The sequence below is a fragment of the Stenotrophomonas sp. YJH_SMC_27 genome (genome assembly GCF_059369815.1).
On the sequence record NZ_JCAFTA010000019.1, the window covers coordinates 13,641 to 35,829 of the forward strand.

At 67.1% G+C, this 22,189-nt stretch carries 18 protein-coding genes; 12 read left to right on the forward strand and 6 right to left on the reverse strand.

Annotated elements, in window-relative coordinates; all coding sequences use genetic code 11:
* Window positions 1–148: 148 nt before the first annotated feature.
* A complete protein-coding gene (locus AC5P7R_RS20385; RefSeq protein WP_021204678.1) occupies window positions 149–1,192 on the reverse strand; it encodes an oxidoreductase in 1,044 nt (347 codons plus the stop codon).
* A gap of 169 nt (window positions 1,193–1,361) precedes the next feature.
* On the opposite strand from AC5P7R_RS20385, the gene AC5P7R_RS20390 reads away from it, so the two are divergent.
* From AC5P7R_RS20390 to AC5P7R_RS20405, 4 genes are all read left to right on the forward strand, one after another.
* Entirely contained in the window at window positions 1,362–1,745 is a 384-nt protein-coding gene (locus AC5P7R_RS20390; RefSeq protein ID WP_019660668.1) for a BON domain-containing protein, read from the forward strand.
* A 236-nt stretch (window positions 1,746–1,981) separates the two neighbouring features.
* Window positions 1,982–3,799, forward strand: a complete 1,818-nt coding sequence (locus tag AC5P7R_RS20395) for a sensor histidine kinase (protein ID WP_019660667.1) — start codon at window positions 1,982–1,984, stop codon at window positions 3,797–3,799.
* Window positions 3,796–4,236: a response regulator gene (locus AC5P7R_RS20400; RefSeq protein ID WP_005411057.1), complete on the forward strand. Its 441-nt coding sequence runs from the start codon at window positions 3,796–3,798 to the stop codon at window positions 4,234–4,236. Before AC5P7R_RS20395 ends, AC5P7R_RS20400 begins: the two co-directional genes overlap by 4 nt.
* Before the next feature lie 4 nt (window positions 4,237–4,240).
* Entirely contained in the window at window positions 4,241–5,752 is a 1,512-nt protein-coding gene (locus AC5P7R_RS20405; RefSeq protein ID WP_019660666.1) for an ATP-binding protein, read from the forward strand.
* A gap of 80 nt (window positions 5,753–5,832) precedes the next feature.
* Here the strand turns inward: AC5P7R_RS20405 and AC5P7R_RS20410 are convergent, their stop codons facing one another.
* The gene (locus AC5P7R_RS20410; protein WP_021204677.1) at window positions 5,833–6,573 is read right to left on the reverse strand and encodes a proteasome-type protease; all 741 of its coding nucleotides are present in this window, start codon (window positions 6,571–6,573) and stop codon (window positions 5,833–5,835) included.
* A 91-nt stretch (window positions 6,574–6,664) separates the two neighbouring features.
* Here AC5P7R_RS20410 and folK point away from each other — a divergent pair, with 91 nt between their 5' ends.
* Complete coding sequence (gene folK / locus AC5P7R_RS20415; RefSeq protein WP_134731692.1) at window positions 6,665–7,150, forward strand: 2-amino-4-hydroxy-6-hydroxymethyldihydropteridine diphosphokinase; 486 nt, start codon at window positions 6,665–6,667, stop codon at window positions 7,148–7,150.
* 76 nt (window positions 7,151–7,226) lie between these two features.
* Here folK and AC5P7R_RS20420 read toward each other — a convergent pair whose 3' ends face one another.
* Complete coding sequence (locus AC5P7R_RS20420; RefSeq protein WP_019660663.1) at window positions 7,227–7,964, reverse strand: pteridine reductase; 738 nt, start codon at window positions 7,962–7,964, stop codon at window positions 7,227–7,229.
* A gap of 59 nt (window positions 7,965–8,023) precedes the next feature.
* On the opposite strand from AC5P7R_RS20420, the gene AC5P7R_RS20425 reads away from it, so the two are divergent.
* Window positions 8,024–9,208 (forward strand): class I SAM-dependent methyltransferase, encoded by a 1,185-nt coding sequence (locus AC5P7R_RS20425; RefSeq protein WP_227852058.1) that lies wholly within the window; start codon window positions 8,024–8,026, stop codon window positions 9,206–9,208.
* Window positions 9,205–9,597 (forward strand): VanZ family protein, encoded by a 393-nt coding sequence (locus AC5P7R_RS20430; RefSeq protein ID WP_227854287.1) that lies wholly within the window; start codon window positions 9,205–9,207, stop codon window positions 9,595–9,597. Before AC5P7R_RS20425 ends, AC5P7R_RS20430 begins: the two co-directional genes overlap by 4 nt.
* Before the next feature lie 125 nt (window positions 9,598–9,722).
* On the opposite strand, the gene AC5P7R_RS20435 is transcribed toward AC5P7R_RS20430, so the two are convergent.
* The 3 genes from AC5P7R_RS20435 to AC5P7R_RS20445 form a co-directional block, all read right to left on the reverse strand.
* Window positions 9,723–12,074: a family 20 glycosylhydrolase gene (locus AC5P7R_RS20435; protein ID WP_111098689.1), complete on the reverse strand. Its 2,352-nt coding sequence runs from the start codon at window positions 12,072–12,074 to the stop codon at window positions 9,723–9,725.
* Window positions 12,075–12,184: 110 nt separating this feature from the next.
* Complete coding sequence (locus AC5P7R_RS20440; RefSeq protein WP_021204672.1) at window positions 12,185–14,884, reverse strand: TonB-dependent receptor; 2,700 nt, start codon at window positions 14,882–14,884, stop codon at window positions 12,185–12,187.
* Window positions 14,885–15,027: 143 nt separating this feature from the next.
* Entirely contained in the window at window positions 15,028–16,044 is a 1,017-nt protein-coding gene (locus AC5P7R_RS20445) for a glucokinase family protein (RefSeq protein ID WP_197575834.1), read from the reverse strand.
* A 375-nt stretch (window positions 16,045–16,419) separates the two neighbouring features.
* Between AC5P7R_RS20445 and AC5P7R_RS20450 the strand changes: the two genes are divergently transcribed.
* The 5 genes from AC5P7R_RS20450 to AC5P7R_RS20470 are packed head-to-tail and all read left to right on the forward strand — an operon-like array spanning window position 16,420 to window position 22,067.
* Window positions 16,420–17,709: a sugar MFS transporter gene (locus AC5P7R_RS20450; protein WP_021204670.1), complete on the forward strand. Its 1,290-nt coding sequence runs from the start codon at window positions 16,420–16,422 to the stop codon at window positions 17,707–17,709.
* Between the two features lie 39 nt (window positions 17,710–17,748).
* Window positions 17,749–18,816: a LacI family DNA-binding transcriptional regulator gene (locus AC5P7R_RS20455; RefSeq protein ID WP_005411045.1), complete on the forward strand. Its 1,068-nt coding sequence runs from the start codon at window positions 17,749–17,751 to the stop codon at window positions 18,814–18,816.
* 7 nt (window positions 18,817–18,823) lie between these two features.
* Window positions 18,824–19,852: an SIS domain-containing protein gene (locus AC5P7R_RS20460; RefSeq protein WP_021204669.1), complete on the forward strand. Its 1,029-nt coding sequence runs from the start codon at window positions 18,824–18,826 to the stop codon at window positions 19,850–19,852.
* A complete protein-coding gene (nagA, locus tag AC5P7R_RS20465) occupies window positions 19,852–21,000 on the forward strand; it encodes an N-acetylglucosamine-6-phosphate deacetylase (protein ID WP_111102097.1) in 1,149 nt (382 codons plus the stop codon). The genes AC5P7R_RS20460 and nagA overlap by 1 nt, the downstream gene beginning before the upstream one ends.
* Window positions 21,000–22,067, forward strand: coding sequence for an acyltransferase family protein (locus tag AC5P7R_RS20470; protein ID WP_021204667.1), 1,068 nt, complete (start codon window positions 21,000–21,002; stop codon window positions 22,065–22,067). Before nagA ends, AC5P7R_RS20470 begins: the two co-directional genes overlap by 1 nt.
* Window positions 22,068–22,189: the final 122 nt, after the last annotated feature.

Here is a 22,189-nt window from a genome sequence, read left to right on the forward strand (position 1 = left end):
CGCGGCCAAGCCTCCAGGGACGGATTTACGGCGTCCCCCGCAACCCGACCCACCCCGCCATCCCACGGATAGCCGGCTTTTGCTGTTGAGGTTGCCGGCCAGCGGCCGGCACTACCGCTTCTGCGGGTGCAGGGCGCAGCCCTGCCGATCACCCCAACGCGATTCGCCGCCCTTCGCGCGCACTGTCCATGCCCGCCTGCAGCAACTGCATCAACTGCAGTGCCTGCACCGGGCTGACCGTAGCTTCGCCGTCGCCGTGCATCGCCGCGGCGAACTGCGCATACAGCCGCCGGTAGTCGCCAGGCAGGTTGTCCACCGTCGTGCGCTGCACGTTGTCTTCGGCATCGCAGCGCACCAGCTCACCATGCCGCGGATCGATACCCCAGCCTGGCGCACCGGGTGCCACACCGCGGCGCAGCTGCGCCTCCTGCACGTCCAGGCCGTGCTTGATCCAGCTTGCCTTGCTGCCATGCACGCTGAAGTGCGGGGTCTGTGCCGCGACCAATGAACCGGAATGGAGGATCGCGCGATGCCGCGGGTAGTGCAGCACGGCGTGGAAGTAATCGATGCCGCTGCCGCCTTGGCGCAGCACGGCAAGATCCGCATCGATCGCCTCGGGCCAGCCGAACAGCACCAGCATCTGGTCCAGCAGATGCGGACCCAGGTCGTACCACAGGCCACTACCGGGCCCGTCCTGCTCGCGCCAGCGATCGCGCACCTGCGGCCGGTAACGGTCGAAATGCGCATGGCACTCGGCCACGTCGCCGAGTGCGCCTTCGGCCAGCAGCGCCTGCAGGGTGAGGAAATCCGCATCGAAGCGCCGGTTCTGGAACACGGTGGCGATGCGGCCGGCGCTGCGTGCCGCAGCCAGTACCGCTTCGGCTTCAGCGACATCCAGCGCAAACGGCTTGTCGACCAGCACGTGCTTGCCCGCGGCCAGCGCCGCGATTGCAAGCGGCGCGTGCTGCGCGTTCGGTGTGGCAATCACCACTGCGTCCACGGCCGGATCGTCGAACACGTCCTGCGGCATCGCACGCACGTGCACGTCGCTGAACGCGCGCAGCAATGTGTCGCGCTGCGAACTGACGATGCTGTGCAGCGCCAGCCCGGGTGTGTGCTGGATCAGCGGCGCATGGAAGACGCGGCCGGCGAGGCCGTAGCCGATCAGGGCCAGTTGCAGGTCGGGGCGCATGGCAGAGCTCCGGCTGTGGGAAGGGCAGGGTATACGACGGGTGGTGACAGGCCAAACTGAACCGTTGCCCCAGGAAACGGTCCGATTCACGGCGGCATGACCGCAGCGCCACGCCTGCTCTACGGCGGCTTGTCCAGACTGGCAGCACATCCCGAAGGAGTACGACACGATGAGCAATACCTCCCGCACACTGATTGCTTCTGCCTTGACGCTGGGCCTGGCGCTGTCCTCCTCGGCTGCATTTGCAAAGGATCCCGCTGCCAAGAGCCCGCCGACCAGCAGCCATCCGGCCACGCATGCTGATCGCCATGACTCCAATGAGCCTGTGACCGATACCTGGATCACCACCAAGGTGAAGGCCGACCTGCTGGCCAGCAGCAACGTTCCGGGCACGGAGATCAAGGTGGAAACCGTGAACGGCGTTGTCAGCCTGAGCGGCGCGGTGGCCTCCCAGGCCGAGAAGGACAAGGCGGTTGCCACTGCCAAGGGCATCAAGGGCGTGACCCGCGTCGATGCCGCTGCACTGAAGGTCAGCACTGCTGCCAAGCGCTGACCTGGCGGAGTGGGCGCCCCGGTATGGGGCGCCCACTCCCGCGTGAAGCCGAGCCGTGCTCGGCTGCCGTTGGGTTCCAGCCGACCGTGGGCTCGGCCGTACAGCGCCGAAGTACCAGCCGTTCAGCCAGCGGCGCTGGAAACTCCAGAGTTTTGACCCGCCTGCGCTATATTGCCGGTTCCGCCGCACTGGGGCCGGGTACGGCCCATGCTTTGCGGCCGTGTTGATGAGGAACTATGGCGCTGGTTTTCAGTGATGACATCTGGGACCGCTGGCGGATGCCCGCCCTGGCGCTGGCCGCCGCAGCGATCATCGTGGTGCCGTGGTTGACACTGCGCCACCTGCAGCAGGACAGCGAAGATGCGATGGCCTGGGTCAATCATACCCAGGCTGTCGGCGTGGCCTTGCAGCAGCTGCAGGCCGATGTACGCGATGTCGAATCGGCCGCGCTGACCCTGTCCAAGGGCGTGGACGCGCCTGGCCTGCGCGAGCGCATGGCCAAAGCCAATGAACTTCCCGGTCGCCTGGCTGAACTGGGCCGGATGACCCGCGACAATCCTGAGCAGCTGATCCGCATCGGCCGCATCGAGTCGATGCTGGAAGGGCGCATGGCGCTTGCCCGCGAACTGGCAAAGTCAGAGCCCAACAGTGACCAGCGCGAGCTGGTGCAGGACCTGAGCACGCGTTATCCGATCCGCGGGCTGGTGGAGGAACTGCAGGCCAGCGAGCAGAAGCTGCTGGCACAGCGCGCCGAGCAGGCCGCCCGCCAGCGCAAGCAGACCGAGTTGGTGTCGTGGAGTTCGCTGGTGGTCCAGCTGGCGTTGCTCGGCCTGGTGCTGTGGCTGCTGCAGCGGCAGATCGGCCGACGCCTGCACGCCGAGCGGCAGTCATTGCGTTCGGCCGCGCGTGCAGCGTCGGTGCTGCAGACGGTGCGCGAGCCGATCGTGCTGCTCGACCGCGATCTGCGCGTGCAGCTGCACAATCCTGCTTTCGCCGAGCTGTATGGTCTGCAGGATGAGCGCGCCGAGGGCCTGGTGCTGGATAACGTCGGCAACGGTGCGTGGCAAGACCCGGTGATGCGCCAGCGACTGTCCGATGTGCTGCTGCGCGGCCGGGAACTCTGGGACTTCGAGCATGAACAGCGCACCGCCGATGGCTTGGTGCGCTACATGCTGCTCAACGCTCGGCGCATGCCGCTGCCGGACACCGATGACGAAGTGGTGTTGCTCACGGTCAGCGACGTCACCGTGCAGCGTGCGGTGCAGCTGCGTGTGGAGGAACTGAACCGCCAGCTGGAAGGCAAGGTTGCACAGGTGTCCGAGGTCAACAGGGAACTGGAAGCCTTCAGTTACTCGGTCTCGCACGATCTGCGGGCGCCGCTGCGCCACGTGGCTGGATTCTCCGACAAGCTGTCGCGCCATCTCGGCGATGCGGCCGATGACAAGAGCCGCCATTACCTGGAAGTGATCTCCAGTTCGGCGCGGCGCATGGCCGCGCTGATCGACGACCTGCTGGTCTATTCGCGGCTGGGCCGTGCGGCAATGCGGCACCAGGCGGTGGACATGCAGTCGCTGGTGGCCGATACCCGCGCCATGCTCGATTCCAATCTGCAGGCCGAGGCTGAGGCCAGCGGCCACGTGCACCAGGTGGAGTGGAACATCGCGCCGCTGCCGATCGTGGTGGGTGACGAGAACATGATCCGCCAGGTCTGGCTGAACCTGCTTGGCAACGCTGTGAAGTACTCGGGCAACCGCGAACCGGCGAAGATCCGCGTGGATTACCAGCCCCAGCCCGACGGCGGCCATCAGTTCACGGTCAGCGACAATGGTGCAGGCTTTGACATGGCCTATGCCGGAAAGCTGTTCGGTGTGTTCCAGCGCCTGCACAAGGCCAGCGACTACCCCGGAACCGGTATCGGCCTGGCCAGCGTCCGTCGCGTGCTCACCCGCCATGGCGGCCGTATCTGGGCCGAGGCCGAACCGGACGTCGGCGCCACCTTCCACTTCTACCTGCCCCCCGCGACCGACGCGGACAAACAAGGTCCCTCTGCATGACGACTCTGCGCACCATTCTTCTCGCCGAAGACAGCCCGGCCGATGCCGAAATGGCGATCGACGCCCTGGAAGAGGCGCGTCTGGCCAATCCCATCGTGCACGTCGAGGATGGCGTGGAAGTGATGGACTACCTGCTGCGCCGCGGCGCCTTCGCCAACCGCGAGGAAGGCCTGCCGGCGGTGCTGCTGCTGGACATCAAGATGCCGCGCATGGACGGCCTGGAAGTGCTGCGGCAGATCCGCGAGCACGAAGAACTCAAGCGCCTGCCGGTGGTGATCCTGTCGTCCTCGCGCGAGGAAAGTGATTTGGCCCGCAGCTGGGACATGGGGGTCAATGCCTACGTGGTCAAGCCGGTGGACGTGGACCAGTTCTTCGGTGCGGTGCAGACCCTGGGCAAGTTCTGGGCGTTGATCAACCAGGCACCGGAACTCGAGTGAGCCCATGCCCCTGACCGGTCCTGCCCTGGGGGCGCTGCGCATCCTGCTGGTGGAGGACTCACCGGAAGATGCCGAGCTGATGTCCGAACAGATGCTCGATGCGGGCCTGGACGCTCGTTTCGAGCGCGTCGAGAGCGAGGCGGAGCTGCGCCAGGCACTGGCCGCGTTCCAGCCGGACATCGTGCTGTCCGACCTGAGCATGCCGGGGTTTTCCGGTGATGATGCGCTGCGCATCGTGCGCGAGACGGCGCCGGAAGTCCCTTTCATCTTCGTCTCCGGCACCATGGGTGAGGAGAACGCGGTGGCGGCGCTGCAGAAAGGCGCCAACGATTACATCATCAAGCACCAGCCGGCGCGCCTGCCGTCGGCGGTGGCGCGTGCGATCCGCGATGCCCGCAGCGCCGTAGAGCGCGCACGGGTGGAGACCGAACTGATGCGCGCGCAGCGCCTGGAAAGCCTGTCGCTGCTCGCCGCCGGCCTCAGCCATGACCTGCGCAACATCCTGCAGCCGCTGCTGATCATGCCGGACCTGTTGAAGGCGCGTACCGACGATCCGCAGTTGCACCACCTGGCCGACGTCATCGCCGAGTGTGGCCGCCGCGGCCACGAGATGGCCGAATCGATGCTGTCGTTCGTGCGCGGTTCGCGCAAGCCGAGCGAGCGTATCGAGATCAAGGGCCTGTTCGATGCGGTGGCCCTGCTGTTGCGCAGCAACGTGCCCGATGCCGTGCGCCTGGAACTGCAGGTGCAGGACGAAGGCCTGGTAGTGGATGCCAACTACACCGAACTGCAGCAGGTCATGCTGAACCTGGCACTCAATGCGATCCAGGCGATGCCCAACGGCGGCCGACTGAGCCTGACCGCCAGCCATGCCGGCCAGCGCGATGGCGTGGACTGGATGCGTATCTGCGTTGCCGATGAAGGCATTGGCATGGATGCGGACACGCTGTCGCACCTGTTCAATCCATTCTTCACCACCAAGGCAGATGGCACTGGCCTGGGCCTGATCTCCTGCAAGCGCATTGTTGAGGGCGCTGGTGGCAGCATCCATGTCAGCAGCCAGCCGGGACAGGGCACCTGCTTCGAACTGCGCCTGCCGATGCACGAGATCATCGACGGCAGCGAGCCGATCGAACAGCTGGTGGCCTTGGGCAGCGGCCAGTCGATCCTGGTGGTCGATGGGGAAGCCACGCGCCTGTCGCTGCTCGGTAACGCGCTGTCCAGCCAGGGCTACCAGCTGCAGTTGGCCTCCGATGGCCCGGCGGCGCTGCGCTGGATGCAGCAGGAGGCAATGCCGGCGCTGGTGATTGCCGATGCCGGCTCCAAGCTGCTGCCGGCCAGCCAGCTGCTGGGCGAGATGGCTGCGCTCGGTTACCGCGGCCCGGCGCTGGTGCTGGAAGACCCTGCGGTGCCGGTCTCGGCCGACGCCTTCCCGGCCGGAGTGGAGGTGCATGTATTGCACAAGCCGCTGCAGATGCAGCAGGTATTCCGCGCCGTGGCCGAAGCGCTGGGCTGAGTAAGCATCGCCGGGCATGGCCCGGCGCTACCCACCGCCTTCGGTAGCGCCGGGCCATGCCCGGCGGCAGGTCAGGTCGATCAATCCACGGTTTCCCAGGGGAACCGCGGCAGGGCGTCCACCGCCTGTTCCAGGCGCCGTGACCAGTTCTGGTGGATATCGGCATACAGCGCTGAATCCGCGCCCAGCCGCAGTTGCCGGCCGATACGCAGTTCACCGTCGCGCAGCAGCGCCAGGTCGATCGGCAGGCCCACCGACAGGTTGGACCGGATGGTGGAGTCCAGCGAGACGATGGCCGTGCGCGCGGCGTCCTCCAGCCGCGTGGTCGGGCTGAGGATGCGATCCAGGATCGGCTTGCCGTACTTGGATTCACCGATCTGCAGGTAGGGCGTCTCCGGCGAGGCGGCAATGGCGTTGCCGAGCGGGTAGATCATGTACAGCCCGGGCCGCTCGCCGGCGATCTGGCCGCCGAAGATCAGCGTGGCCTGGGTGTTGACCCCGTCATGGCCGTGTTCGCTGTGGCTGCTGTGCACCTGGCTGTCCACCAGCAGCTGACCCACATACGCGGCGGCTTCGAACAGGTGGGTCATGTCGCGCAGGTTGGGCACGCGCCGCTCTGCGGCGTCGCGGCCCAGGCGCGACACCAGCAGCTGGGTGGTGGCCAGGTTGCCAGCCGCCATCAGCACGTAGGCTGCCTGGCCGGGATATTCGAACACGTGCAGCTTGCGATGCACGCGCACATCGTCCAGCGAGGCATTGGTCCGGGTGTCGGCAGCGAAGACCAGGCCCTCGTCCACCTCGATTCCAACGCAATAGGTCATGTCGGTGCCCTATCATGTGCGTCCCGGATTGTAGGCAGGCCGCCGTGACGACGGCATGTCCACGCCCCCCAAGTGCCGTCACCTGAACCGCATGACCACCGTGCTCCTGAGCCTGGGCAGCAACGTCCAGCCCCGCCGCTACCTCCACGCCGCGGTGACGGCCCTGCGCGAGCGTTTCGGCGCGCTGCGGGTGTCGCCGGCCTACCGTACTGCCGCGGTCGGCTTCGACGGCCCGGCCTTCCTCAACAACGCCGTGGCGATCGACACCGACCTGCCGCTGCAGGAACTGGACGACTGGCTGCACGCGCTGGAAGACGCGCACGGCCGCGATCGCAGCGGGCCGCGCTTCTCCGACCGGACCCTGGACATCGACGTGGTGTTCTACGGCGACCTGGTGGTGGAAGGCCCCGGCCACCTGCGCATTCCGCGCCCGGAACTGAAGCATGCCTTCGTGCTGAAGCCGCTGGCGGACATCGCGCCGGGCTTCATCGACCCGGTCAGCGGGCAGGACCTGGCCACGCTGTGGCGGGCGCACGCGCAGTTTGGCGAGGCGTTCGAGGTGGTGGACCTGGAATGATGGGTTGTTGTTGCCGCTGCGCTCGCCGGGCATGGCGCGGCGCTACCGGTGGTGCCGGCCGCTGGCCGGCAAGATTTCAGCTGACGGTGCGCCCACCATCCACGCGCAGGGTGTGGCCGGTGACGAAGCTGGCTTCGGCCACCAGCCAGTAGACCGCTTCGGCGATCTCCTCGACCGTGCCGATCCGCGCCAGCGGCGTGCGCGCCAGCAGCGCCTCGCGGGCGAAATCGTCCTTGCCCTGTTCCGGCCAGAGGATCGCACCCGGCGCCACCGCGTTGACCCGCACCTTCGGCGCCAGCTCCAGTGCCAGTGCGCGGGTGGCCATCTCCAGCGCGGCCTTGGCCATGGTGTAGGCGATGTGGTCGCGCATCGGATCGGTGCCGTGCAGGTCGGTCAGGTTGACGATGCAGCCCTGCTGGCGGCGCAGGTAGGGCGCCGCCGCTTGTGACAGCAGCAGCGGCGCACGTGCATTGACTGCATACAGTGCGTCCATCGCCTCGGCGGTGACCTGGCCGAGCGGGGTGGGGAAGAAGTTGGAGGCGTTGTTGACCAGCGCGTCCAGGCGGCCGAAGTGGGTGACGGCCTGTTCCACCAGGTCGGGCAGGGCGTCGGCGTCACGCAGGTCGGCCTGCAGGGCCAGCACGCTGCCCGGCCGCACATTGTCGAAATCGAACGCGGCCTGCTGCAGTTCGGCGCTGGAGGTGTTGGCATGCAGTACCACCGACCAGCCACAGGCGTGGAACTGGCGGGCGATGGCCGCACCGATCCGGCGCGCGCTGCCGGTGATCAGGACCACGGGGTGGGTATCGCTCATCGAGGGTCCTCCAAGGCTCGGCTATCCTGTGCACCATTGTCACCGCATTCGAAGACGCCATGCAGCCCACCTTCCCCCTGCCCGAAGCCGATGCCCTGGCCCACAGCGACCAGCTGGCCGCCGCCCTGCGCGCCGAGATCCTTGCCCAGGGCGGGGCGATGCCCTTCTCGCGCTTCATGGAGCTGTGCCTGTATACCCCTGGCTGGGGTTACTACAGCGCCGGCGCCAGCAAGTTCGGTGGCAGTGGTGACTTCACCACCGCGCCCGAGCTTGGCAGCCTGTTTGCCGGCAGCGTGGCCAATGCGCTGGCGCCGGTGTTCGCCCAGCTCGGCGCGCAGGCGCGGATGCTGGAGCTGGGCGGCGGCACCGGCGCCTTCGCCGAGGCAGTGCTGCTGCGCCTGGCCGAGCTGGATGCGCTGCCGTCGCGCTATGCCATCCTCGAACCCAGTGCCGATCTGCGCGAGCGCCAGCAGCAGCGTCTGCAGCAGAACCTGCCGGCCGAGCTGGCCGCGCGCGTGGACTGGGTCGACCGCCCGTTCGACGAGGACTGGGAAGGCGTGGTGTTCGCCAACGAGGTGATCGACGCGCTGCCGACCCCGCGCTTCCTGATCCGCGATGGCGAGGTCTACGAGGAAACCGTCGAGCTGGACGCCGAAGGCAATTTCATCCGTGGTGCGCAGCCGGCCGACATCCTGCTCAACGGTGCGGTGCGCCATATCGAGCGCTACCTGGAAAAGCCTTTCGCCGAGGGCTACCGTTCCGAAGTGTTGCCGCAGCTGCCGTACTGGCTGCAGGCGGTGGCTGGTGGCATGCAGCGTGGTGCGATGCTGTTCGTCGACTACGGCTACAGTCGCAGCGAGTTCTACCAGCACGACCGCGATGAGGGCACCGTGCGCGCGTTCTACCGCCACCACGTGCACAACGACGTGCACCGCTGGCCGGGCCTGCAGGACATCACCGCGTCGGTGGATTTCACCGCGATAGCCGAGGCCGGCATGCACGGCGGTTTCGAGCTGGCGGGCTACTGCAGCCAGGCCAGCTTCCTGCTCGGCAACGGCCTGGACCAGGTGCTGCTGCTGGCCGAGGAACGCACCGACGAGGTCGGCCGCATCCAGTTGCGCGACCAGGTGAAGAAGCTGACCCTGCCGACCGAGATGGGCGAGCGCTTCCAGGCCATCGGCCTGCAGCGTGGCGTCGATTTCGAACCGGCCTTCGAACTGGGTGACCTGAGCTGGCGCCTGTGAGCGAGGTGTTGCCGGTGATCAAGCCGCTGCGGCGGCCGCGGTTTTGGGCCGTGCTGTGGGGTTTGGCCGTGCTGCTGGTGATTGTGGTCTGCCTGATCCCGCCACCGCCGATTCCGTTGCCGGAAAACAGCGACAAGGGCGAGCACTTCGTCGCCTACTTCATCCTGGCCGGCAGCGCTGTGCAGCTGTTCCGCCGCGGCAGGCCGCTGCTGTGGGTGGGCGTGGCCCTGGTGTTGATGGGCATCGGCATCGAGTTCGCGCAGGGCGCACTGACCAGCAACCGCATGGCCGACCCGATGGACGCCATCGCCAACACGGTGGGCGTGCTGGTCGGCATGGTCACGGCCCTGACCCCGCTGCGCGACCTGCTGCTGCGCTGGCGAGGGTGAGGTTCCTGTAGAGCCGAGCCCATGCTCGGCTGCCTTTCAACCGGAAAGCCGAGCATGGGCTCGGCTCTACAGTAGATCCACGCCATGCGTGGATCCGGCCGCAAAGCGCCAACCAAGGTTGGCACCTACCTGAGCGTGACCTCATCCAGCACCCACATCGCCGGGCGCGTGTCGCCGGTGAAGTTGATGCACAGGTCACCGGTGCCCTGCGTCCCCTTCGGCAGCGCCGCACGCAGCGTCACGAAGCCATCGGCATCGGGCGTGGCCGGCAGCGGTACTTCGGCCAGCACCTTGCCGCTGCAATCTCCGCGACGCACCTGCATCTCGCCATGCGCGCGCCTCGCTTTTTCGAAGCGACGCTTCGGCTCGTCGTGGGCCAGCTGGAAGTAGTAGGGGATGCGCCCGGCACGGACTTCCACGCTGCCGACGCCGTCCAGCTGCGCCTGCGGCCAGCGCCAGCAGGGCTGGAAGATATCCACGTTGAACACCGCGCGATTTCCTTCGCGCGGGCCATCGTCCTCCAGGCGCAGCACCAGCCCCTTCTTGCCCACGCAGCTGAGCAGCTCATCGCTGCGGCGGCTGAGCAGCGATTGTGCGCTGAACGCCGCGACCGTCGGCTTCGCCGCCAGCATCTGGCCCTGGTAGAACGCGGCGGCCTGCACGGTAGCGGGCAGCTGCGCGGTCAGCGGCTGCTGGTACAGCGGCGACTGCGCCGTCACCGGCTGGCCATCGGTGCTGTAGCGCACTTCATAGCCCAGCGGATTGGCCAGCGACACGGTCACCGTGTTGGCGGCGCGGTTGTTGGTGTAGTCCACGCCCACTTCGAACGGGGTCTGCGCGTAGGCCAGGCCCCAGGCGCGGTAGCGCTGCAGCTGCGCGGGCAGGCGCGCGAGGAAATCGCGGAAGTCGCGATGTTCCGGCGTGCTCCAGCCGGTCTCGGCCACTGCCGCCAGGCGCGGGAACAGGTTGTGCTGCAGGCGTGCGTAGGTGCGCGTGTGCTCGGTGAACATGTTGGCCTGCAGACCGAGAATGTGCTGGCGCTTGTCGGCCGCCAGCTCGGCCGGCACCGGCTCGTAGTTGTACAGCTTGCCGAGGTTGACCTGGGCCGGGCGGCCCGGCGGTTCGTTCGGCGAGGCCGTCTGCAGGTAATCCAGATAGAGGTAGCCCACCGGCGACATGACCACGTCATGGCCAGCACTGGCCGCGGCCAGGCCACCTTCGGTGCCCTGCCACGACATCACCGTGGCCTGCGGTGGCAGGCCGCCTTCGAGGATTTCGTCCCACCCGATCAGGCGCCGGTCGTGCTTCTCCAGGAAGGTCTCCAGGCGCTTGATGATGTGGCTCTGCATGGCCATTTCATCCTTGATGCCCAGTGCACGCATGCGCTGCTGCACCTGCTTCGAGGCTTCCCACTGGTCCTTGACTGCCTCGTCGCCGCCCACGTGCACGTACTTCGCAGGGAACAGTTCGATCACTTCTTCCAGCACGTTCTCGAGGAAGGTGACGGTGCTGTCTTCCACGTTGAACAGGTTCGGGAACACGCCCCATTCACTGATCGGCTTCAGCGGGGTGTCGATCGAACCCAGTTCCGGGTACGCGGCAATCGCGGCGGTGGCATGGCCGGGCACGTCGATTTCCGGAATCACCTGGATATGCAGCTTGGCGGCATAGGCGATCACTTCGCGGATCTGCTCCTGCGTGTAGAAGCCGCAGTACGGATGCTCCTGGCCATTGGCCGGATCGACGCCGCCATCACCCGCCGGCAGGCGGCAGCTTCCCACCTCGGTCAGCTTGGGGTAGCGCTTGATCTCCATGCGCCAGCCCTGGTCATCGGTCAGGTGCCAGTGGAAGGTATTGAGCTTGTGCGCGGCCATCGCATCGAGCACGCGCTTGATCTCGTCCAGGCTCTGGAAATGCCGTGCCGAGTCGAGCATGAAACCGCGCCAGCTGAAGCGCGGCGCGTCCTGGATCTGTACCGCGGGCAGCACGCCGTTGCTTCCGCCCGTGGCCAGCTGGGCAAGCGTGGTTGCGCCGTAGAACAGGCCGGTTTCGTTGCCGGCCTGGATCACCACGCCCTGCGCGGTGCTTTCCAGCGTGTAGCTCTCGCCGCTGTCACGGAAGGTGGGCACGATCTGGAAGCGGATGCCGCCCGGGGCGGCTGCCGTCTTGCCCTTGGCCGGCGTAAGGCGCGGACCGCCACTGCGCGCCAGCAGGTCGGTGAACTGGGTGGCGACGCGCTGCGCGGCTTCGCCTTCGGCGTGCAGCGCGGTATCGGCGCGTACGGTGATGCCGCTGCCCTGGCCGCGCTGCACGGTGGCTGGCGCGGGAATCAGCATCAGGCTGCCGGTGCGCAGCTGCGGGCCGGGTGCTTCGGTGGCCGGCGTGGGATCGGCGGCCAGCGCCGGCAGTGCCGGCAGCAGGGCAATCAGGCTGCCCAGCAGCGCGCTGCGCATCCGGGCGCGGGAAGGCTTGACCATCGGAACGACTCCTTGGAACGGTGCGATGAACGCTATACATGAAAAACGCCGGGCCCGGAATGACCAGGCCCGGCGTGCGTGCACGACTCGGCGATGTTGCCGCCGCTGGATCAGTACTTGAAGCGGAAGTTGAGGTAGTACTGGCGACCGTTCTCATAGAACGCGCTCGGGATCGAGGCGCTCTGGTAGTACTTCAGGGTCGGGTTGTTGAGGTTCAGCGCATCGAAGCTCACGCTCATCCAGTCGGTCGCCTTGTAGCTGAGCGACAGCGACAGTGTGCCGAAATCATCCTGGTAGTACGGGCTCGCGCCCTTCAGACCGATCAGGAACGAGGACCGGTAGGTGTAGCTGACGCGCGCACCGAAGGTATCATTCTCGAAGTAGGCACCCACGTTGTAGGTGTTCTTCGAGGTACCCAGCAGGTTGTTGCTGCCGTCTTCCCAGGTGTGGGAGGTGCTGCCGTCGGCGTAGGTGTAGTTGGCGTTCAGGCCGAAGTTCTCACCCAGCGGCTGTTCGTAGGCGAACTCCATGCCGTAGACCTTGCCGTCGGCGTTGACCGGCACGGCGACCTGGTAGGCCTCCAGCTGGTTGCTCAGCTCGCTGTACAGCATCTGGGTCTGGGTGCCGAAGGCCACGTAGTCCTTCAGGTTCATCGAGTACGCGCCCAGCGACACCAGGCCGCGCGGCATGAAGTACCACTCCAGGTTGGCGTCGAAGTTGGTCGACAGCACCGGCTTCAGCTTCGGGTTGCCGCCACCGCCGACCTTGGTCAGGTCCGAACCCCAGGACGATGCGCCCAGTGCCGAGAAGTCCGGCAGGGTCTGGGTCTGCGACGCGGCGAAGCGGAACACCAGGTCATCGGCCAGATCGAACTTCAGGTTCGCGCTGGGCAGGATGCGGTCGTGCTTGTTTTCGAACGACAGCGCCTTCCATTTGCCGAACAGGCTGCTGACGTCGGCGTTGGCGATATCGCTGACCGCCTGGTAGGTGTCGATGTCCTGCTTGATGTTGACGTAGCGCAGGCCGACGTTGCCGCTCCAACGGTCGCCGCTGAAGTTGGCCTGGACATAGCCGGCGAAGTTCTTTTCGGCCACCTTCCACTCGGCGCCATAGTTGTGGCGACCGGTCGGGCCGTCATTGCCGGCCAGCCAGGTGGAGTTGTTGAGCACTGCGTCCTTCAGCGCACCGGGGGTGTAGTACCAGATGTTGCGCGGGAAATTGCCGCCGATGCCGCCGGCGAAGCCACCCGGGAAGCTGCCGGTGGGGGCGCCCTTCAGTGCGTCCCAGATCGCGCCCGGCGTTGCGCCTTCCGGCGACAGCGCCTCGCGCTTGTGGTCGGCATAGCGCACGCCGAAGTCGAGCGAGTTCAGCACGCCGCCATCGTTGAAGTACTGATTGAAGTCCGCCGTGAACCACTTTTCCTTGTCTTCGGCAGTGACTTCCTGGTTGCCCCAGGTGCCGAAGCTGGTCACGCCGTTCGGGCTGATGTCGCCGCCGACGTTCCAGTCCACCGGCGAACCGTTGCCGTGGGTGGTCCAGTTGGCGCCGCCGCCGTCAGCCACGGTCACTTCCGCGATGAACTGGCGCGGCGTGGTGCCGGTACCCTTGGTGCTGCCGGCCTGGAACTTGGCGTTGAGGCTGTCGTTGATCTGCCAGTCGGCATCGAGGGTGATGTAGTTGCTCTTGGCGGTGGCCTCGCGGTAGATCATGTCGTACACCGCGTACGGCGTACCGGCGACGCCTGCGAAGTTGGCGTTGGTCAGCACGCCATCCTTGACCACATAGCCTGGCAGCGGGGCCTGGCCCGGGCGGGTGATCACGCCGGCGTCGTCCTTGTCGTCGCCCATGATCTTGCTACCCCACAACATGAAGTTGCGGTTGTAGTTGTTGGCTTCCATCTTGGAACTGAAGCCTTCCAGGCCCAGCGTCAGATTGTCGGCCGGCTTGAACTGCAGTGAGATCAGGCCACCCTTGCGCTCGCGGGTCTGCTCGAACAGGGTCGAGCCGAGCAGGGCGGGCGCATAGACACCGGCCAGGTCCGGGTTCGACTTGGCTACGGTGCCGTTCGGGTCGATCTTGAAGAAGCCCGACGGGATTTCCTGCGCTTCACGACGCAGTTCACGCTTCTGGCTGAACCCCTGCACCATCACGCCGAAGGTGCCGTCGTCGTTCTTGTAGTTGAACAGGCCCGACAGCTGCGGGTCGGTCGACTTGGCCTGGTCCGAGCGCACCGCGCCGATCGAGGCTTCAGCGGTGATCTGCTTGGAAAATTCCAGCGGCTTGCGGGTGAGGATGTTGACGGTGCCGGTGGTGCCGCCGTCCTGCAGCTTGGCCTGCGAGGACTTGTTCACCTCCACCGAGCGCACCAGTTCCGACGGCAGCAGGGTGTAGCTGACGCTGCGGCCGACATTGCTACCTTGGCTGAGCACGAACCAGTCGGCCGAGCCGACGCTGTGGCCGTTGATCAGGGTCTGGGTCAGGCTCGGGCTGGTGCCGCGCAGGCTGACACGGTCGGCTTCGTCGAAACCGCCTTCATCGGCGCTGGACGAGCTGATGTTCACGCCCGGCAGGCGCTGCAGGGTATCGGCCACGTTATGCGCGGGCAGCTTGCCCACGTCTTCGGCAGTGACCACTTCCACACGCGCATTGGCTTCGCGCTTGGTGTCCAGCGACTTTTCCATCGAGCCACGGATGCCGGTAACGGTCACGGTGTCCAGATCGGTGGCGGTCGGGGCCGCCTGCTGCGCGTGCGCACTGAAGGCGATGCAGCTGACGATGGCGGCCGAAAGCAGGGTCTTGCGGGTGTTCATGATGTCTCTCCTCATCACTCGATTGGGTGCCGGCGGCGGTGTTCGGTTACGGTTGCGATGACATGCGCGGGGCGGCGGCGAAGTCCCGTGCGTTGGCGTGCCACGTACTGCGTGCTGCGATTGCGTTGAAGCCTGTTGCGGTGTCAGGCGGCCGATTGCTGCAGGTACCAGCTGGCAGCGCCGACCACGCCCAGCTGGCCGTGCTCGACGACCTTCACCGGGATGCGTGCCAGTGCTTCGCCCATCGGCCCCTTCTGCAGGTAGCGTTCGACGAAGGTGCTGGCGCGCAGGTATTCGCGGATCTGCGGCAGGATGCCGCCGGCCAGGTAGACGCCACCGTGGGCGCCGTAGAACAGGGCCATGTCGCCGATGGTGCTGCCGAGCAGGCCGCAGAACACATCCAGCGCCTGGCGCGCATGCGCATCGCTGTCGGCCATGGCCGCAGCGGTGACTGCATCGGGGCTGGCCAGCGTCGGTGCCCGCCCCTGCAGCGCACACACCGCGCGGTACAGGTTCATCAGGCCCGGGCCGGAGATCGCATGTTCGATCGACACATGGGCGCGGTCGCGCTGCATGTGGCGGACGATGGCCATTTCCAGTTCGGTGCTGGCGGCCAGGGTCGGCTGGCCGGCCTCGGTGGGCAGCACCACCGGGCCGTGCGCGGTGGGGATCCACAGCGCGGCGCCCAGACCGGTACCGGGGCCGACCACCAGGGTCGGGCCGCGCGTGGCGGTGTCCGGCCCGCACAGGTGCAGCACGCCGCTGGCGTCCACCTGCGCGGCGGCATAGGCCACCGCTTCGAAGTCGTTGACGATGTAGACCCGCTGCAGGCCGACGTCGGCTTCCACCTGGCGCGCCGACAGCGGCCACGGCAGGTTGGCGGTGATCACGGTGCCGTCCTCGCGGGCGTAGCCGGCGCTGGCGACCACGCAATGCGTGGGCCGCGGGCCTTCGCCGAGGAAGTCGGACAGGATCGCGCTGAGGCCGGCGTGGTCGGCATTGCGGTACTTGCGGTACTCCAGCACCTGCACCGGGTGGGCGGCATCACCGCTGGCCTGGACCCGGGCCACGCGCACATGGGTGCCACCGACGTCGGCGGCCAGGAACGAGGGCGCAACGCGGGACAGGACATGGGCCGGGGCGGGGTGGCTGGCGGTCACGCGGGCTCCTGCTGTCAGGTGGGGCCGGCCCGGAACCGGGGCGGCGATTGTGGCGGAGTCTGTAACCGCGCTGACAACGATGTCAACGAGTTCGTGACACTTTCGTTGCTGCGTTGCAACGAACGCGGCGTGCAGTAAACGTTTACATGGTGTGAGTGCGAGTTTCACGTGGGAGCCATTGCCGCACGTGGCTCTAGGACTGCCGCGCATTCAGCGGGGCGTACCGCGGTGGACTTGCGCAATGCAGCACGAGGTTCAGGCAGGCGTGCATGGAAGTTGACAAACCGCCGTTGTCCATCGAAAGAATGTGACAACGTTGTTCCCAGCCACTCTCCGACGCCGCGTTCTGCGGCCGTCGCCGCAGGAGCCCTCCTGATGTCCGCCGTCCCCGCTGCAAGCGCGCGCCCGAACGTGGCCACCTCCATCGCCATCGTTGGCGTGTTGTTCTTCCTGATCGGCTTCTTCACCTGGCTCAACGGCCCGCTGATCACCTTCGTCAAGTTGGCCTTCGAACTCAGCGAGGTCGGTGCCTTCCTGGTGCTGATGGTGTTCTACCTGTCCTATTTCTTCCTGGCCCTGCCGGCGTCCTGGATCCTGCGCCGCACCGGCATGAAGAAGGGCCTGAGCCTGAGCCTGCTGGTGATGGCCGGGGGGGCCGCGCTGTTCGGTGAGTTCGCGACCCAGCGCTGGTACCCGGGTGCGCTCGGCGGGCTGTTCGTGATCGGCAGCGGGCTGGCCCTGCTGCAGACGGCGATCAATCCCTACATCTCCATCCTCGGCCCGATCGAGACCGCAGCGCGTCGCATCGCGCTGATGGGCATCTGCAACAAGATCGCCGGCATGCTGGCGCCGGTGCTGATCGGCACCCTGGTACTGCATGGCATCGGTGACCTGGACAAGCAGGTACAGGCGGCCGACGCGGTCACCAAAGTGGCCCTGCTCAATGAGTTCGCCGCCAAGATCCATGCGCCGTACCTGGCCATGGCGGGCCTGCTGGTGCTGCTGGCCGTCGCCGTATTGTTCTCGCCGCTGCCGGAGATCAAGTCCTCCGAGGCCAACGCCACCCCGACGGCCGCCGGCGCAGCCGAGCGCAGCAGCATCTTCCAGTTCCCGCACCTGTGGCTGGGCGTGCTCTGCCTGTTCGTCTACGTCGGCGTGGAAGTGATGGCCGGTGATGCGATCGGTACCTACGGTCATGGTTTCGACCTGCCGCTGGACCAGACCAAGATGTTCACCTCGCTCACCCTCGGCGCGATGCTCATCGGCTACGTGGTCGGCCTGCTGGTGATCCCCAAGGTGGTCTCGCAGTCGCGCTACCTGACCATTTCGGCGGTGCTGGGCGTGGTGTTCTGCCTCGGCGCCTGGGCCACCCACGGCTACGTGTCGGTGGCCTTCGTGGCCCTGCTGGGCTTCGCCAACGCCATGATGTGGCCGGCGATCTTCCCGCTGGCGATCCGCGGCCTGGGTCGCTTCACCGAGACCGGCTCGGCCCTGCTGGTGATGGGTATTGCCGGCGGCGCGATCATTCCGCAGCTGTTCGCCGTGCTCAAGCAGCACATCGACTTCCAGCTGGTGTTCGTGCTGCTGATGGTGCCGTGCTACCTGTACATCCTGTTCTACTCGGTGATCGGCCATCGTGCCGGCCTGCCGCAGGACAAGGCTTGATCGGCGATGATGGACGGCAGCCAACCCCAGGGAAAACCCATGCGCAGAGCGACCATCAAGGACGTTGCGGAGAAGGCCAAGGTCTCGCTGAAGACGGTCTCGCGGGTGATCAACAACGAGCCCTCGGTGATGCAGGCCACCCGTGCGCGGGTGCTGCGTGCCATCGCCGAGCTCGACTACGAGCCCGATCCGTCCGCGCGCAACCTGCGCAGCGGCACTACCTTCGTGATCGGGCTGGTCTACGACAACCCGAACCCGTACCACATCATCGGCGTGCAGAACGGCGTACTGGCCGCGTGCCGCGAGACCGGTTTCGGCCTGCAGATCCACCCCTGCGATTCCAGTTCGCCGCTGCTGGCCGACGAGCTGGCCGATTGGGTGCAGCGTTCGCGCCTGGCCGGGCTGGTGCTGACCGCGCCCATGTCCGAGCGCCGCGACCTGATCCAGGCGCTGACCGCGCGCGGCATCAAGCTGGTGCGCATCATTGCCGCCACCGAAGACCCGGCCGATGGCGCCTGTGTGTTCGTGGACGACCGCGAGGCCGCCTACGAGATCACCGAGCACCTGATCCAGCTGGGCCACCAGCGCATCGGCTTCCTCTGGGGCGGCAGCTCGCACCGGTCTTCGGGCGAGCGCTACGCCGGTTACGAAGCCGCGCTGAAGGACTACGGCATGACCGTGGACAAGCACCTGGTGGTGCAGGGCGATTACACCTTCGATGACGGTTTCCGCGGTGCGCGCCGCCTGCTGGCGCTGCGCGAGCCACCTACCGCCATCTTCGGTTCCAACGATGAAATCGCCGCCGGTGTACTGGCAGCCGCAAAGTCGGCCGGCATGAACGTGCCCTACGACCTGTCCATTGCCGGTTTCGAGGACAGCCCGTTCTCGCGCCAGTCGTGGCCGCCGCTGACCACCGCCAAGCAGGCCACCGAAGACATCGCCCGCCACGCCGCGCGCCTGCTGATCGCGCAGCTGCGCAGCGATGCCTACGACGACGCGCCGGCGCCGCTGCACAACCAGGGCTTCGTGCCGCAGCTGGTGGTGCGTGGTTCGACCGCGCCGATGCGCCCCGCCGGCGCACGCCCCCTTCCTTCCGATCCTGCCTGAGCCTGCCATGTCGCTGTCAGACCCCACGTCCACCCTGATGTTCGCCGAGGCCGCTGAAGCGGCCGACGTGGTTGCGCGCCAGTTCTCGCGCAACCACGCCATCATCGAAACCCTGGCCGCCAGCCTGCGTGCTGCACCGCCGCCGTTCGTGGTCACCTGTGCACGCGGCAGCTCCGACCATGCCGCCACCTATGGCAAGTATCTGCTGGAAACCCAGCTGGGCCTGGTGGTCGCGTCGGCCTCGCCATCGGTGGGGTCGGTCTACGCCGCACCATTGCAGCTGCGCGGCGCACTGTTCATCGTCATCTCGCAGTCGGGCAAGAGCCCGGACCTGCTGCGCAACGCCGAGGCCGCCAAGGCGGCCGGTGCGCGCGTGATCGCGCTGGTCAACGTCGAGGATTCACCGCTGGCGCAGCTGGCCGACACGGTCATTCCGCTGCACGCAGGTGCCGAAAAGAGCGTGGCGGCGACCAAGAGCTACCTGGCGTCGCTGGCCGCGCTGCTGCAGCTGGCCGCGTACTGGAAGCAGGACAGCAGCCTGCGTGCGGCGCTGGACCTGCTGCCCGACGCGCTGCGTGAGGCGTGGCAGTGCGACTGGAGCGCGGTGACCGAAGGCCTGGTCGAGGCCACCAACCTGTTCGTGCTCGGCCGTGGCCTGGGCTTGGGGGCGGCCCAGGAAGCGGCGCTGAAGTTCAAGGAAACCTGCAGCCTGCATGCCGAAGCCTACAGCTCGGCCGAGGTCAAGCACGGCCCGATGGCGCTGGTTGACCGTGGATTCCCGGTGCTGGCCTTCGCGCAGCCCGATGAAACCGGCGCCGGCACCCGCGCGGTGGTCGAGGAATTTTCTGCCCGGGGCGCGCAGGTGTGGCTGGCCGGGGCCGGCGGCAACCTGCCGGTGGCTGCAGCGCCGCATCCGTTGTGCGCACCGTTGCTGACCGTGCAGAGCTTCTATCGCGCAATCAATGCGCTGGCGCTGCGCCGTGGTTTCAACCCGGATCTGCCGCCGCATCTGAACAAGGTTACGGAGACGGTGTGATGGCCACGGTCCTGCGCAACGCCCGCATCCTGGCTGGCGAGGAGTTCCGCGACGATCTGGCGGTGGTGATCGAGGACGGTCGCATCAGCGCGCTGCTGCCTGACGCTGCACCGCAGCTGGGCCAGGCGGCCGAGCAGATCGATCTGGACGGCGGCTGGCTGCTGCCCGGCTTCATCGATGTGCAGGTCAATGGCGGTGGCGGCGCGCTGTTCAACAACACGCCGGACGTGGCGGCGCTGCGCACCATTGCGCAGGCGCATCGTCGTTTCGGTACCACCGCGATGCTGCCGACGCTGATCAGCGATGACGTGGCGGTGATGCGCGAAGCCATCGGTGCGATGCGCGAGGCCATCGCGCAGGGCGTGCCGGGCGTGATCGGCATCCACCTGGAAGGCCCGTACATCGCGCCGGCGCGCAAGGGCACGCACGATGCCAGCAAGTTCCGCGTGCCGGACGAAGAAGAGATCGCGCTGGCCGCCTCGCTGGACAACGGCGTGACCCTGCTGACACTGGCGCCGGAACGCGTGCCGCTGGAGACCATCCGTGCGCTGGTCGAACGTGGCGTGATCGTTGCTGCTGGCCACACTGCTGGCACGTACGAAGAGATTCGCGCCGGACTGGATGCTGGGGTGCGTGGCTTCACCCATCTGTACAACGCGATGTCGCCGCTGCAGGGCCGTGAGCCCGGTGCGGTGGGCGCTGCGCTGGAAGACCGCGACAGCTGGATCGGCGTCATTGTCGATGGCGTGCATGTGCATCCGGCCAGCCTGCGCGTGGCGCTGGCGGCCAAGCCGCGCGGCCGCGTGCTGCTGGTGACCGATGCGATGCCGCCGGTCGGTGCCGATGATCCCAGCTACGTGCTCTACGGCGAAACCATCACCGCCATCGACGGCGTGGTGCGCAATGCCGCCGGTTCGCTGGCCGGCTCGGCGCTGGACATGGCCACCGCCGTGCGCAACACCGTGCAGCTGCTCGGCCAGCCGCTGGCCGAAGCCGCACGCATGGCCTCGACTTACCCGGCGCAGTTCCTCAACGTCGACGACCGCCTGGGGCACATCGCCGAGGGCTACCAGGCCGACCTGGTGCTGCTGGATGATGCCCTGCAGGTGCGTGGCACCTGGATTGCCGGACAGTACGAGGCCGCCTGATGAACCCGACGCCGCCACGCCGACTGGGCTCGATCGACGCCCTGCGTGGCATCACCGTGGCGGCGATGCTGCTGGTCAACAACCCGGGCGACTGGAGTGCGGTGTTCGCACCGCTGCGCCATTCGGAATGGCATGGCTGCACGCCCACCGATCTGGTGTTCCCGTTCTTCCTGTTCCTGGTGGGCGTGTCGATGGCGTTCAGCGTAGCGCCGCGCGCGCTGGACGTGTCGGCGCGACCTGCACTGGCGCGCGGCGTGCTGGAGCGCGCGCTGCGCATCCTGCTGGCCGGTGCGCTGCTGCACCTGCTGATCTGGTGGGCGTTGGATACCCATCACTTCCGCATCTGGGGCGTGCTGCAACGCATCGCGGTGTGTGCGGCGTTGGTGGGCGTGCTGGCGGTCTACGCGCGGCCGCGCGTGCAGGTGGGCGCTCTGATCGCGCTGCTGGTGGGGTACACCGTGTTGCTGCTGGGCATCGGTGACCTGGCGCCATGGACCAACCCGGCCAGCCGCCTGGATACCGCGTTGTTCGCGCCGTGGATCTATCAATGGCACGCCGATGCCGGGCTGGGCCATGACCCGGAAGGATTGCTGAGCACGCTGGGCGCGCTGGCCAGTACCGTGCTCGGGCTGTTGGCCGGAGGCCTGCTGCGCAGCGGACGTGCCGCGGCGCTGGCCGGGCTGGGTGTGGCGACTGCGGTGTTGGGCCTGCTGCTGGCGGTGGTGCTGCCGTTGAACAAGCAGTTGTGGACGCCCAGCTACGTGCTGTGGACCGGTGGCCTGGCGGCGCTGGGGCTGTGGCTGGGCCACCTGTTGATCGACCAGAAGGGCTGGCCGGCGCTGGGCCGGCGCTTCGGCGTCAATGCGATCACGGCGTATCTGGGCGCATCGGTGATGTCGGTGGTGCTGATGGCTACCGGGGTTTGGGGGTGGGTCTGGCAGCGACTGGCCACCGCAATGCCGCAGGCGCTGGAGCTGGCGTCCATGCTGCAGGCGCTGGTGTTTGTCGCGCTGTGGTGGGGCGTGGCATGGTGGCTGGACCGGCGGAAGATCTATCTGAAGATCTGATGGCACCTCATCCACGCCATGCGTGGATGCTCTCCGCGCGGCCTGTGACCGCTGCAAAGATGAATAATTTCAGCCACGTGGAGGTGGGGTGATGGCCGATCAAGTTCGCAACTGAACTGTGA

Excerpts from the sequence above, each read along its gene's own strand:
- AC5P7R_RS20385 (WP_021204678.1), bottom strand. The coding sequence starts at position 1,192 with ATGCGCCCCGACCTGCAACTGGCCCTGATCGGCTACGGCCTCGCCGGC.
- AC5P7R_RS20390 (WP_019660668.1), top strand. The coding sequence starts at position 1,362 with ATGAGCAATACCTCCCGCACACTGATTGCTTCTGCCTTGACGCTGGGC.
- AC5P7R_RS20395 (WP_019660667.1), top strand. The coding sequence starts at position 1,982 with ATGGCGCTGGTTTTCAGTGATGACATCTGGGACCGCTGGCGGATGCCC.
- AC5P7R_RS20400 (WP_005411057.1), top strand. The coding sequence starts at position 3,796 with ATGACGACTCTGCGCACCATTCTTCTCGCCGAAGACAGCCCGGCCGAT.
- AC5P7R_RS20405 (WP_019660666.1), top strand. The coding sequence starts at position 4,241 with ATGCCCCTGACCGGTCCTGCCCTGGGGGCGCTGCGCATCCTGCTGGTG.
- AC5P7R_RS20410 (WP_021204677.1), bottom strand. The coding sequence starts at position 6,573 with ATGACCTATTGCGTTGGAATCGAGGTGGACGAGGGCCTGGTCTTCGCT.
- folK (WP_134731692.1), top strand. The coding sequence starts at position 6,665 with ATGACCACCGTGCTCCTGAGCCTGGGCAGCAACGTCCAGCCCCGCCGC.
- AC5P7R_RS20420 (WP_019660663.1), bottom strand. The coding sequence starts at position 7,964 with ATGAGCGATACCCACCCCGTGGTCCTGATCACCGGCAGCGCGCGCCGG.
- AC5P7R_RS20425 (WP_227852058.1), top strand. The coding sequence starts at position 8,024 with ATGCAGCCCACCTTCCCCCTGCCCGAAGCCGATGCCCTGGCCCACAGC.
- AC5P7R_RS20435 (WP_111098689.1), bottom strand. The coding sequence starts at position 12,074 with ATGGTCAAGCCTTCCCGCGCCCGGATGCGCAGCGCGCTGCTGGGCAGC.
- AC5P7R_RS20440 (WP_021204672.1), bottom strand. The coding sequence starts at position 14,884 with ATGAACACCCGCAAGACCCTGCTTTCGGCCGCCATCGTCAGCTGCATC.
- AC5P7R_RS20450 (WP_021204670.1), top strand. The coding sequence starts at position 16,420 with ATGTCCGCCGTCCCCGCTGCAAGCGCGCGCCCGAACGTGGCCACCTCC.
- AC5P7R_RS20455 (WP_005411045.1), top strand. The coding sequence starts at position 17,749 with ATGCGCAGAGCGACCATCAAGGACGTTGCGGAGAAGGCCAAGGTCTCG.
- AC5P7R_RS20460 (WP_021204669.1), top strand. The coding sequence starts at position 18,824 with ATGTCGCTGTCAGACCCCACGTCCACCCTGATGTTCGCCGAGGCCGCT.
- nagA (WP_111102097.1), top strand. The coding sequence starts at position 19,852 with ATGGCCACGGTCCTGCGCAACGCCCGCATCCTGGCTGGCGAGGAGTTC.
- AC5P7R_RS20470 (WP_021204667.1), top strand. The coding sequence starts at position 21,000 with ATGAACCCGACGCCGCCACGCCGACTGGGCTCGATCGACGCCCTGCGT.